7 protein-coding genes and 2 pseudogenes are annotated in these 12,564 nt (G+C 55.4%); 6 read left to right on the top strand and 3 right to left on the bottom strand.

Going from position 1 to position 12,564, the window contains the following annotated elements:
* The first annotated feature begins 165 nt into the window (after positions 1 to 165).
* The gene (locus tag Mal52_RS21135) at positions 166 to 2,826 is read left to right on the top strand and encodes a family 20 glycosylhydrolase (RefSeq protein WP_145378503.1); all 2,661 of its coding nucleotides are present in this window, start codon (positions 166 to 168) and stop codon (positions 2,824 to 2,826) included.
* A 148-nt stretch (positions 2,827 to 2,974) separates the two neighbouring features.
* Here the strand turns inward: Mal52_RS21135 and Mal52_RS21140 are convergent, their stop codons facing one another.
* Positions 2,975 to 4,444, bottom strand: a complete 1,470-nt coding sequence (locus Mal52_RS21140; RefSeq protein WP_145378504.1) for a hypothetical protein — start codon at positions 4,442 to 4,444, stop codon at positions 2,975 to 2,977.
* A 519-nt stretch (positions 4,445 to 4,963) separates the two neighbouring features.
* Positions 4,964 to 6,517, bottom strand: a complete 1,554-nt coding sequence (locus tag Mal52_RS21145; protein ID WP_145378505.1) for a UxaA family hydrolase — start codon at positions 6,515 to 6,517, stop codon at positions 4,964 to 4,966.
* 231 nt (positions 6,518 to 6,748) lie between these two features.
* Between Mal52_RS21145 and Mal52_RS30595 the strand changes: the two are divergent.
* From Mal52_RS30595 to Mal52_RS21165, 5 genes and pseudogenes are all read left to right on the top strand, one after another.
* Positions 6,749 to 7,741: pseudogene (locus Mal52_RS30595) on the top strand (Gfo/Idh/MocA family protein); the annotation flags it as partial.
* 60 nt (positions 7,742 to 7,801) lie between these two features.
* A pseudogene (locus Mal52_RS30600) lies at positions 7,802 to 8,368 on the top strand (3-keto-disaccharide hydrolase); the annotation flags it as partial.
* 167 nt (positions 8,369 to 8,535) lie between these two features.
* Positions 8,536 to 8,787 (top strand): hypothetical protein, encoded by a 252-nt coding sequence (locus Mal52_RS21155; protein ID WP_145378506.1) that lies wholly within the window; start codon positions 8,536 to 8,538, stop codon positions 8,785 to 8,787.
* 221 nt (positions 8,788 to 9,008) lie between these two features.
* Positions 9,009 to 9,902, top strand: coding sequence for a YndJ family transporter (locus Mal52_RS21160; protein WP_197534373.1), 894 nt, complete (start codon positions 9,009 to 9,011; stop codon positions 9,900 to 9,902).
* 23 nt (positions 9,903 to 9,925) lie between these two features.
* A complete protein-coding gene (locus tag Mal52_RS21165) occupies positions 9,926 to 10,555 on the top strand; it encodes a DUF1990 family protein (RefSeq protein ID WP_145378508.1) in 630 nt (209 codons plus the stop codon).
* A gap of 108 nt (positions 10,556 to 10,663) precedes the next feature.
* Here Mal52_RS21165 and Mal52_RS21170 read toward each other — a convergent pair whose 3' ends face one another.
* The gene (locus Mal52_RS21170; RefSeq protein ID WP_145378509.1) at positions 10,664 to 12,376 is read right to left on the bottom strand and encodes an outer membrane protein assembly factor BamB family protein; all 1,713 of its coding nucleotides are present in this window, start codon (positions 12,374 to 12,376) and stop codon (positions 10,664 to 10,666) included.
* Between the last annotated feature and the right edge of the window lie 188 nt (positions 12,377 to 12,564).

Consider the following 12,564-nt stretch of genomic DNA (forward strand, 5'->3'; position numbering starts at 1 on the left):
TCATCGCCAAGAATAAAGTCGCCCAAAGTCGTTGGACCGCGCCGCACCCTTGACCATCGTCCCCGAACATCTCACCATGATCATTCCTGCGGTTTGGTGATGAACAACCAACCGCGCGGCCATCTTCCCCCATCGTCCATTATTTTCGCGTGAGGTTCGACCACCATGTCGACAAAAACACTCTCCCTTTGCACATTGCTGTTGTTTGCTTGCGGGGCACTTTTTCCCATCGGCTGTACTGTCTCCAGCGAGGAAGACCCAGCCCCAGAGGCAGAAGTTTCCGCTCCCGATGAAAACACAGATTCCGAAGTCTTCACGGATGAAGTCCCTGCGGACGATGAGACCTCAGTCAGCAACCAAGAGGAATTAGCCAAAGTCCTGGATGAAGCGGAAACCGCCTTGGCCAATGAGGCCGAGACGGAGGAGGCGGCAGACGCGGAAGTCGCCGACTCAACGGAAATCCCCGACACCAGCCACCTCCATTTAAAATGGATACACGATGCCAACGTCGATGGACCGGAGACGTATGAGCACCATCACGAGTATCTGGCAAAGTCCAAAAACAAAGCGCGGTTGGTTCTGACCAACAACGGACAAACGGCATTGCCGGCAAAAGGCTGGGCGCTCTACTTCCGCATCGGACCGTTTATGTATCTCGACGAAGAAGCTTTTGCTCAAGACAACGAAACGGTCAAAGCCAGCTTCACCGGAATCCAGGGCCGCTACAAAATCGAACCGACCGACGGCTTTAAACCGCTGAAAGCCGACGAGTCGTTGACGATCCCGATTGTTGGCATGCGTCAAATCATGCTCAACAGCGATCCGCCGGTCGGATTCTATTTGGTCAGCATCGACGAAGACGGGAACGAGGCCTTGGTCGGCGACATCGCCATTGAATACGGTCCGATCAAAGGGTTCACTCCTTCGCCGGAACCAATTGGAGCTCGCGCGGATGCCAAATCCCGCTATGCCCGCCACTCCCAATACAACGGCGAAAGCGAACCACAAGTCGCACTGCCAGCGCCGCGGAACGTTGACCTTGATGATTCGAAAAAAATCGACCTCGCCCAATTGGCAGCCGTCGAGTCGTCGGACGATTTAAAATTCGAAAGCGACGCGCTGACCACCCTGCTCAACAAGCATCGCCAAGCCAACGAATCGGACGAGGCCGCTACAGTTAGCCTGACCATCGATCCCGAGCTCGCCAAAGAACAGTACAAACTAACCGTCAACGACGAGGGCGTCAGCCTCAGCGGCGGATCGGCCGCCGGGGTGTTTTATGGAATTCAAACGATCGACCAATTGCTCGACCGATTCGGCGACCACCTGCCTTACCTGACGATCGATGATCAACCGCAATTTTCCTACCGCGGATTGATGGTCGACATTTGTCGCCATTACTTCGGGCCGGAGACATTGAAAAAAGTCATTGACCAAATGGCGCATTACAAAATGAATATACTGCAACTACGCCTCAACGAGGACGAAGCCTGGCGCATCGAAATCCCCAGCTTGCCGGAATTGACCGAGATCGGTTCCAAGCGAGGCCACGTGACACATGACGCGGACGGAAAAGTCGTGCAATTGCCTGTCGTTTTAAACGACGGCGGCACCGGCCCTTCGGGCTATCTCACCCGCGAAGACTACATCGACCTTTTGAAATACGCCAAAGCGCGGCATATCGAAGTCATTCCCGAAATCGCTGTCCCCGGCCATGCGCGATCCGCCATCCAGGCGCTGCTCGACAAACCGGGCTACTTAATGATCGATCCGGAAGACAAATCCGAGCACCTCAGCCCGCAAGGATTTGACGACAACATTCTCAATCCAGCGATGGAGGGTGTGTACCCCTTCTTGGAAGAAGTTTTCACCGCTGTCAACGAGATGCACGATGCGGCCGGTGTTCCGTTGGCTCACGTGCATATCGGCGGCGACGAAGCCCCGGAAGAAGCCTGGACGCTTTCCCCGGCCATAGCTGCCATGGGATATGAAAACGTCGATCCCAAAGTCGATCCGGAAAAATCGGTCGCCGTGCATCGAAAAATCCGCGATGACTTCTCGCAAAAATTGTACGAGATCATCGACAACACTTCATCGGGAACCGTGCATGTCGGCTCTTGGCATGAAAACGCACCGTTTGTCACCGCACGGATGGCCGACGGGAAAGCCTATATCACCGAATGGGACTTCGACGGTGACGCGACGTATGCGCGGCTCAAAACCGGACAGCCCACGGTACTCTGCAATCCTCGTACAAGCTATTTTGACATGGCCTACGAAAACAACCCCACCGAGCGAGGGCATTTCTGGTCCGGCTTTACGGATACCAAGGATGTCTACGAATACCGCCCCTTGGCGCTGACCGATAAGCCGTTACCGCAGAAAGAACGCGATCTGATCCTGGGAATTCAGTCTCAACTTTGGACCGAGACGATCAATACGCCCGAGATGCTGGAGTGGTACATGCTCCCCCGGCTGCTACCGTTCGCCGAGCGCGCTTGGAATCCCGATGTCAGTGACGAAGACGTCGCCGACCAATGGCCGGCGTTTGCGGCATTTGTGGGCAACTATGCGTTACCGCGACTGGAACGCGAGGGGGTCCATTTCCGGATTCCCAAGCCGGGAGCGATCGAAGAGGACGGAAAACTCAAAGCCATCGTCCCTTACCCGGGACTGGAAATTCGCTATACGACCGATGGCAGTGATCCGGTCGTCGAGTCTCCGCTCTATGATCCGCAAGATCCTCCGGCATACGACGCCAAGATCAAACTCCGCGCCTTCACTCCCGAGGGTCGCGGCAGTTCAACCGTACCGGTTGAGGAATAGCGCCAGCCAAGATCCGGCAATAGCAGCCGTGATCGACAGACGCGCGCAAAAAAACAGAGAGCAATGGAATCGTCCATTGCTCTCTGTTTCGTATTTACCTGACTCTCAGGACGTATCGCCAATCTGATGCGGAGACTTGGCGACTCAACTAGCGTGTCCAGGTGAAGCCGGCGACGAGTCCGCCGACGTGCCATGAGTCACGGCTATCGTTTAAACGTGGTTCCGGAGCGTAATAGGTAATGGCTTGAGCAGGCCGACGGATACGCCAAGCTTGCGTGTAGTTATAACCGATCCGGAACTTCGAGCTGTTGAATCCGGGCAATCGTTTGAAGACCGGCAGGTTTTGCATCACTCCAAGTTCTGCCATGAAGGAGACTTCGAAGATTGGTGCATAAGTGACATCCGTATCTTCGTCACGACCATTCAGCGGATCCTGGTTTTTGAGGTCCGATTGCAGTGTGGGGTCCAGTCCGTATCCCGTGTACCGCAACTTGTTTGATTCGAAGTTCGCAGCGATAGAACCTTTGACCTCGGTGATCAATTTCAAGTTATCGCCACCAAGTGCCCATTTCAGTCCCATTTGCGGACCAACCATATTGCTGGTCATGTGGCTGCTAATATCGGTCGTGTACGGGCTGATTTGATATTGCCGTCCGTCCGGGGCGACAACCGCTTCGGAATAGCCGGAGTCGGAACCGCGATAACCGAATTGCTCAGAGATTCCTAAGTAACGCACACCAAACGATGCGTGGAAGTTACTCACCCCGTTTTTGTATTGTGCCGGGGTCGTGTAGAAGTTCAATTCACTCCCCCAAGATTGGGAGTTAAACTTCATCACCACACCTTCGTCGAACGGCAACCGTCCAAAGTCGGGGAATCGACTAGCCAGTGTGAAAACCGGGTTTCCATCGCCATCAACATAGAAGATGTCGAAAGGACCTTCTCCGTTGGACGCGAAGTCATCAGGTGTCCGATCAAGCGAGCCTTGCGCAGTGAAGGTGGTTTGCTCGTCGCCGGGAACCCAAAAGCCCACGACTTCCCAACTACTATCGTCAGGATTGATGACTCCAAATCGGCCACGAATAGCGGGGCGCGAATTGTTGTACCCAAACTCTTGCGTGGATACAGGATTGTTGATGTCCTTATCAGGCAAGTGCATGATTTGCCCCAAGAACTCACGAGCCGTCCAGTCATAGACCGAAGTTTCGTTGGAGACTTCTGCTCCTACGAATCCGCCGTCATTCCCACTGTGGGGACGTTTGACTTGAGCGTTGAAGAAATCAACACCAATGTAGAAGTCTTGTTGACGACGATTGGTGCGGCGGTACCACATCCCTTCGTCGTAATAAGTTTGATCAAACGAGTTGTCAAACGGTGAGACTTCGGGCCAAGGTTGGACCGGGTCTGAACCGTACCCGCTTGAGTAACCGGTGAATTGCCCAGCATCCATCGGCGTACCCATCTGGGTCGCCTCAACGGTGCCGGTCCCGGCTTGTGGTTGATAGACGCCGGATTGATCCGTGACGTCGACGGGGTAGTCTTGAGCGTGGGCTGTGGCAACGCATGCCGCGTTCACCAATAACGCCATCACCCATTTTGACCAGTGTTGCATCCGCATCAGATTTATCCTTACTTAAACGCATGGTCTGCATTCAAGAACAACGCCAGCCCCCCCCATGATTTGGCGACAAGCGTACGACAATTTCGTCCTGCGAGTTGTATCGGTCAGGGAAGTTGGCATTCTGTAGCGATTGTCCGGGAATTATCCATTCTCGGTCTTGTCGCAGCTGTAATGATGCTGGCGGTCAAAACAAACATCACGAATGAAGCGGCAGCCATGCCGGTCCATCTCAATGCGACATCACCCGCGCTAAGTCGAAAAACTTCAAAGAGTTGCGAGCTCAATCAACTCTGCTTTGCACAAGCAATAAGAAACAAGCGACACCTCCTCCGCACGGAACTGGGGCGCCAACAAAAAATTGAGATGAGCGCAAAACACTCCCCTACTTTTTCGAAATCCCAACCTAAATTGCCGTCGAAGACCCCAAATCCACCATCGCCTCAACAACAGCAACCACCCCATCAGCCATCAGCCATCAGCCTACTGCCTACTGCCTACTGCCTACCGCCTACCGCCTCACAACACCGGACCAATACTCCAAGGGCAAAACTCTTCGTCGCCAATGCCCTGAGCCTCGCTCTTGGTCTTCTCGCCGCTAGCGGTCGCTACGATCATCTCAAAGATCTCCGCTCCGACGTCTTCAACGGTGCTGCCGTCTAGAACCTTGCCGGCGTTGATGTCCATGTCGTCAACCATCCGTTCGTACATGGGCGTATTGGTGGCGACTTTTATAGAGGGAACCGGCTTGCAGCCGAAGCAACTCCCGCGACCGGTCGTAAACACCACCACATTGGCGCCGCCGGCCACCATGCCGGTCACTGAAGCGGGGTCGTAACCGGGGGAATCCATAAAGACAAAGCCCTTTTCGGTCACCGGTTCGGCATACTGATATACCGCTTTGAGAGCAGTACGGCCCCCTTTGGCGATTGCTCCTAACGATTTCTCATAAATCGTGGTCAGCCCCCCCTTTTTATTGCCGGGTGAGGGGTTGTTGTTGATCTCCACACCGAATTTCGCCGTGTATTCCTCCCACCAGCGAACCCGCTCAATCAATTTCTCGCCGACCTCCTTCGTCGCCGCCCGCCGCGTGAGGGTGTGTTCTCCCCCGCAAATCTCCGGCGTTTCGGCCAAAATCGACGTGCCGCCATGCGCGATCAGCAAGTCGCTGGCAATCCCCAATGCCGGGTTGGCGGTCACACCACTATTACCATCGCTCCCACCGCACTCGCATCCCAAAATCAATTCCGAGACCGGAATCGGTTCGCGGCGGACCTTGTTGGCTTCGGGGAGTAGTTCTTTTAAGACTTCCACGGTCCGCTCTACGGTTTTGCGGACGCCGCCGACATCTTGAATGTTCAAGATTAACGGCAACTCTTCCGGTTGCTGGCCGGGAATTTGCAATTGCACCAGACCCGTTTTTTCCGCCAAAAACGAACCCGGTCCCGTTTCGCACCCGAGTCCCACAATGACATAGGCCCCAATGTTGGGATGCTTGGCGAAACCGGATAAGACGCGGTTGAGTTGATAGTGATCGTCTCCGCCATACTGCATCGCGCAACCCGCTTTGTGCACCAGCGGAATGATGCCGTCAACGTTTTCGTATTGCTCCAGCAGCGCTTGGTCGAATTGCGCGGCGGCATATTTCGAGGTGCTGGCCGAACAGTTCACCGTGGAAATGATTCCTACATAGTTCCGCGTCGCAGCGCGGCCATCGGGGCGGCGGTAGCCCATAAACGTGCGTCCGGTGATCGGCGCCGGATCGGGTGGAATGTCGCTGGCGCAGGCGTAATCCAATTCCAGTTCGCCAATGACCACGTTGTGGGTATGCACCCAGGTCCCCGCTGGGATATCGCGGGAAGCGAAACCGATCGTCTGTCCGAATTTCTTGACCGGCTGCCCTTTCGCGATGGCTGTGACCGCAACTTTGTGCCCCAAATCGATCGTGTCGTTCGTGGTCAAGCTGTGACCCGCAATTTCTAATGTTGTCCCTGCGGGGACTTGTCGCGCCGCAACAGCAATATTGTCGTCAGCATGCAGCGAAATAAACGGGTTGGTCGTAACGGCGGACATCGATCATGGCTCCCGGGGAATCAATAGTTTGGAAGTCGCCAGTATAACGCCGCGCCGTTTCTCTCGTCCACGCAGTGAATTCTCCGCAGTGAATTCTTCCCCGCCACTTGCATCCAGGGGGCAGGACAGCTTCAATGGAAGGCAACATAAGTGGTACTTTCACCACACCTGCCTCCCTCGAAAAACTTCTCAATCGCACACCCCTATAATCCTCCGCGGAGCAAGAACCCCATGACACGTCGCTTGTTAATTCTACTAATGGCAGGCATTGCCCTGTTACCCGCCACACTGACATTTGCCGCTGACAAAGAGTTGCGGGTGGGAATCATCGGTCTCGATACGTCCCACGTACTGGCCTTTGCTGGAATGCTCAACTCCAATGATCCTGGACCAGAATTTGCCAATTGCCGCGTTGTGGCGGCCTATCCCAAGGGGAGCCCCGACATTGAGAGCAGCACGAGTCGCGTTCCGGGATACACTGAAAAAATCAAAGCGATGGACGTGGAGATCGTCGATTCCATAGATGCTCTGCTGGAAAAAGTCGACGTGGTGCTGCTGGAAACCAACGATGGACGCCCGCACTACGAACAAGTTCTGCCGGTTCTCAAAGCAGGCAAACCGGTTTTTATTGATAAGCCGATCGCCGGCTCGTTGACCGATGCCGTCGCGATTTTTGATGCAGCCCAGTTTTATGACGTACCGGTCTTTTCATCCTCGTCGTTACGCTACTCCGCCGGCGCCCAGGCAATTCGCAACGGTGCCATCGGCGAGGTCGTCGGTTGCGACGCCTATAGCCCATGTTCACTCGAAGCGACGCATCCCGACTTTTATTGGTACGGTATTCACGGCGTGGAAACGCTGTTCACCTGCATGGGCACCGGTTGCAAATCGGTCGTCCGCGTGGGCGCCCCCAACATGGATGTTGCCGTTGGGACTTGGGACGGGGGACGCATCGGTACGTTTCGCGGTATTCGCGGCAAAGGGGGATACGGCGGCACGGCGTTCGGCACGAAAGAAATTCGACCGATCGGAAAATATGATGGCTACAAACCGTTGCTCGTCGAAATCGTGAAATTCTTCCGCACGGGCAAACCGCCGGTGAGTGCAGCGGAAACTCTCCAAATTTATGCCTTCATGGAAGCGGCCGACGAAAGCAAACGCCAAGGGGGCGTGCCAGTCACCCTGGCCAGCGTGATGAAAACCGCCCGCGCCGCAGCCGCTGAAAAAAGCCTAGCAACCCCCAATCAACTCACAGAAGCCGAAAAGGCCGACGGTTGGCGGTTGTTATTCAACGGCAAAGATCACACGGGTTGGCACTGCAACAACGGTAAAGAGATCGCCACACCGGTTGAAGAGGGAAGTCTGGTCCCGTTCAAATCGGGCGGCTATTTGATTATCCATGAAGATCAATTCGGCGACTTCGTGCTCAAGTGCGACGTCAAAATGAGCAGCGATGATTGCAACTCCGGAATTTTCTTCCGCGTCGCCGACCCCAAAAATCCCGTAATGACCGGGTTCGAAGCCCAGGTGTATAGCGGCGGAACGGGGATTCACGATTTCGGCGCGATATATGACCTTATGCCGGCCACCCGCGATGTTGTTGCTGAACCGGGCGATTGGAATTCTCTGCAAATCACCTGCAAAGGCCCGCACATTCAAATCGTCGCCAACGGCGAAGTCGTTTCGGAAATGAACTGTGATGATTTCACCGAAAAAGGCCTACGGCCCGACGGGACCGAGCACAAATTCGGCTCGGTGATCAAAGACGCCGCCCGCAAAGGCTATCTTGGTTTTCAAGACCACGGCCAAAAAGTGTGGGTGCGGAATGTGAAAATCAAAGAGCTCGACTAACCTGACCGTTGCGGTCGAAAATCGTGCAGACGGCCCTCTCCCGACGGATTCGGGGGAGGGCCCACTTCTTTGTCCGGGCTTGGTACGCTGCCCAGCCATCTGCTATAACGCCACCATTAGATCGGACGCTTTTTCGAGACCCGCATCACACAGGGCACGGATGAACTATGGCAATTCTTGAAGCGGCACGCAAAGTCGGATTACTCACCACAGACAACACGCTCTACATCGGCGAAGTCGCCGCGACCGACGAAGCTCTCGGCGTTCGCATAACGTTGCTGGATGAATCGACAGGGCTGTTTAATGGGCACGACCTATTCGTCACCTGGACGCAAGTCCGCCGGGTCTGGATTTGCAACAACGAACACGAGGTCGGACGGTTTGTCCACGAAATGGAACAAATGGTCGGTGCCACGTAGTCATTCTCAAAACAGCGGTTAAATCCGACGATCCACTGCGGTTGTTTTCTAAAGATTGGGGCGTTCCCGATAGCCTTTAGAATTGAGAAACCGCGATGGAAAATGTTTTCGCCAGACCAACAATAGCGTCGTTGCCATCTTGCAACGCTGCATGCAAAACCGGGCAACGCGCTGCTCGGCGGGGGAGCCTGGTTTGGCTGATCGCCATTGTCGCCCTCTCAATGACACCAGACCCGTTTGAGATGCGCTGGGCGGCCGGGCTTTTCTTGTTGGCCCCCTTGGTGCTCATGCCGCTCACATTGCCGCTGACGGCAGCGCCGATGCCGTCGAAGTCCGTCTCGCAATTGTGGGCCCTTCTGTGGCGAATCCAATTCCCCGCAGCCACCCTGGCCGCAATCTCTTTTACACTACCCACCGGCACGTGGGCGGGAATACTGGCAACTCCGTGGTTGCTAACGACCGGGCTGATCGCCCTCATCGGTCTGTTGGATTTCTACACGGGTCAAGGTCGGTCACTGGAACGTCTCTGCTCCCAGGTGGCGATGCTCTACCTGCCGATTGGCGGTGTCGCAACCGTGATGGCGCGTTCGGAACTGACGGTCTTTGGTTTCAGTGACATCATCATTCTGGCGACAGCGGTCCACTTTCACTATGCGGGGTTCATCTTGCTGATACTCGCGGGAAAAGTCATCCGTCATCATCGCGGCAACATCGTCCGCTTTGCCACAGCTTTGGCGTTGTTCGGAATCCCGGCGCTGGCGACGGGGATCACCTTATCGCGGTTCAATTACCGGTATCCCGAATGGCTGGCCGCCGGGGGTCTGTCCACCGTGGCGATGATCATCGCCTGGGGCCAATGCCGCGTGGCGGTGCGGAACTTCTCCGGGGTGCGCCGGTCCCTGCTGCTCATCTCCGGGCTGTCGTTAATCGCAGGAATGTGCATGTCCATTCTTTTTGCCGCCGGCGTTTTTCGCGGCGTGCATCTACTAGGGATCGACATACCGTGGATGTTGCGTTATCACGCGGTGATCAATGCGTTCGGGTTCGCGCTGTCCGGCGTGTGCGGTTGGCATTTCGTTGAGCAGCAAACCATGACTGAGCCTGGGCCAAACTAAATTTTGTGTGGAAGGCATTCACAATGCAAATCCTATTTCGCCCACTGGGTGGGAAGCCTGACTTAGCCCCCTGGCTGGAACGGGAAACCTGGGAAGCGACGCGACCGCGTGAGGAGCGGTTAGTGCGGGAGAATGCCTACACAGGCATCGCAGGCCGCGAGCCGCCCGGCGAGCCGATGCAAGCGGGACTGCATCGGGCCTTAGCAGAAGTCGTGTTCTCCTATCGCGCTTTTCCAGAGTCGCTGGTCACGCCGAATTTATTGCGGACTCCCCTCGAATCAGGCGACACGGTTGGCACGCAATACCATCTGTTCCCCGGGATCGATCTGTTTTTCGCATCGCGGGTATTGGAAACCTTTGATGCTCCCCAAGACGGTATCTGGCGGACCGGGTTTACCTACACCACGATTGTCGGACATCCAGTGATGGGCAGCGAAACCTTCAGTGTCGAAAAAAATCTCACCACCGGCGAAATCACGGTCGCCCTGCGGTCCTGGTCGCAACCAATCACACGGTTGGCCCGCTGTTTCGCGATTCCCTGTCGCATCCTCCAAGCCCGCGCCGGACGCGCCGCTGTCGAGCGACTACGTAAATTGGCGGAGGAGTTTCGCTGCTCTACGGACGACGCCTCGACAATTCCACAGTCAGCTTGAGCACGCAGTCTTGAACCATGAAGCGTTAGGGGGAAACGAACAAAGCGACGCACCCCACGATCAGAGGGTACGTCGCTTCTAGATTCGCTATGACAAGCTCGCTGCGAATTAATCCTTCGGGGAAATTGCGTACAGCTTGCTCTTGTTGCTGATAAACAACACATTATTAGCAACGATCGGCGTACTGTACACCGACTCTTCCATGTTGATCACGCCCAATTTGGGGAGCAATTCGCCGTCGACTTCATGGAATGCTTCTTCAGGATCGGTGGTCAACGGAAAGATCGAAATGTCACCATCTTCGTCGCCGATGTAGACGCGACCTTCCACGATCAACGGCGAACCCCAGGCGGGTGAGAGCATGTCGTACGTCCAATGTACTTTGCCTGTTTTGGCATCCAAGCAGTGAAACAGACCACTGAAGTCGGCAATAAACAAGATATCGTTTTTGATTGCCACCGTGCCGCAGGAGCGATGCATCTCTTCCATGAAGTCAGCAATCTCTCCGTCGCCATCCCAGTCGAACTGGCTGTAATGCCAGACGGCGGCCGAGTTGGGATTGGGAGTCGTTTTTTCTCCATTGGCTTCGTTGACGGCTTGAATGCGTTGATGGGGAATCGGTTCCCCCTTAGCGTCGACGGCGAGTTCTTCACTCACGTCGCCGCGCTTCGTGGGATCAATGCACCAGAGATGGCCCAGGCCCTCTTCGTGTTCCGGATCTTGACCCACGGCGACATAAACCAGACCGTCATAAACCACGGGCGTGGCAATGATGTTATTACGGGTTCCGCGGCCACCCAGTTTCCATTCCGATGTCTTGGGATTGCAGTCGAACTTCCACAGCATCTTGGAGTTGCCTTGCCCATCCCCTTTGGGATCGAAGCTATAAATCCAGCCGTCACCACCGGCGAACAATGCCTGCGGCTGCCCACCCAAGACCGCATAGGTTGGCGAGGACCATTGGCCGTGCAGGATGTTTGTCCCGGGCGACTTGTCGGTCCATATCACCTTGCCCGTGTTGCGATCCAACGCAATAAAGCTGGGTGCGTCGGGCGAGGGCAAGTTGATGTGTGATTCGTCGAGGCCGTTGGACGTATTGACCAGCAGGACGTCGCCGGCACAGGTGACCGAACAACTGCACATGTTGTGCTGCGAAACCTGCAGGTCGTCCATCATGTTGAACTTCCAAATCACGTCGGCTTCGTCTTTGTTTTCGTTCGGCTCTTCGGTGTAGGGTCCGTTGTTTTTTCCGTCTTTAAAACCGGCCGTATCCAAGCAGACGACTTCACCACGGCTGGAGACGTACCACAAACGTTCGCCATCGGCGTAGGGAGCACAACAAATGCCTTGCAGCGGCCAGTCGTGCACGCGGCCGGTGGGGAGCTTTTCACTGGAGTGCTGCCACAAAAACTCTCCGGTTTGTTCATCGAAACAAAGCAGGCAGCCCAGATCGACCCGTGCCGGATAACGCTTGACGTGACCGGCGCCGTTGTTCGTTCCCACATAGACTTTTCCGTTGGCGACCACCGCGTTGCCGTAGGTCTGCGAGCCGAGATCGGCCGACCATTTGATGTTTTCTCCCTCAGCCACATCCCACTTCGTGGGGATATTTTTACCGGCTGGAGTGTTATTGCGTGCCGGACTGCCGCCCCATTGCGGCCAGTCGAGCGGCTGGACGTCCATTTTAGAAATCGCTTCGAGAGCCAGTTCCGTTGGACCGACCTTGGGTTCCGACTCGGCCGAAGGGAGGACCGCAGTCACGACGCCGACGAGAGTCAACACCGAACAGCCGACGAGTACCTGTGACAACTTGCGTTTCATGGTCAAACACCTTGTTGGATTTTGTATGAGATCAATGAGCACTACGTTATTTTGAGGCTCGATGATTGACGATTGTTATTTTTGTATACAGCCGCAGTGTGGAATTGGGCGGGTTTTTAGGTGGGGAAAGCCCAACTTTGTGTGGCCCTCACCCCGGCTCTCTCCCGATGGAGAGAGCGGAATAGGGC

This window comes from Symmachiella dynata (assembly GCF_007747995.1).
Classification (GTDB): domain Bacteria; phylum Planctomycetota; class Planctomycetia; order Planctomycetales; family Planctomycetaceae; genus Symmachiella; species Symmachiella dynata.

Coding starts and splice junctions, on each gene's coding strand:
- Mal52_RS21145 (WP_145378505.1), bottom strand. CDS start 6,517: ATGTCCGCCGTTACGACCAACCCGTTTATTTCGCTGCATGCTGACGAC.
- Mal52_RS21135 (WP_145378503.1), top strand. CDS start 166: ATGTCGACAAAAACACTCTCCCTTTGCACATTGCTGTTGTTTGCTTGC.
- Mal52_RS21165 (WP_145378508.1), top strand. CDS start 9,926: ATGCAAATCCTATTTCGCCCACTGGGTGGGAAGCCTGACTTAGCCCCC.
- Mal52_RS21160 (WP_197534373.1), top strand. CDS start 9,009: ATGACACCAGACCCGTTTGAGATGCGCTGGGCGGCCGGGCTTTTCTTG.
- Mal52_RS21140 (WP_145378504.1), bottom strand. CDS start 4,444: ATGCGGATGCAACACTGGTCAAAATGGGTGATGGCGTTATTGGTGAAC.
- Mal52_RS21155 (WP_145378506.1), top strand. CDS start 8,536: ATGGCAATTCTTGAAGCGGCACGCAAAGTCGGATTACTCACCACAGAC.
- Mal52_RS21170 (WP_145378509.1), bottom strand. CDS start 12,376: ATGAAACGCAAGTTGTCACAGGTACTCGTCGGCTGTTCGGTGTTGACT.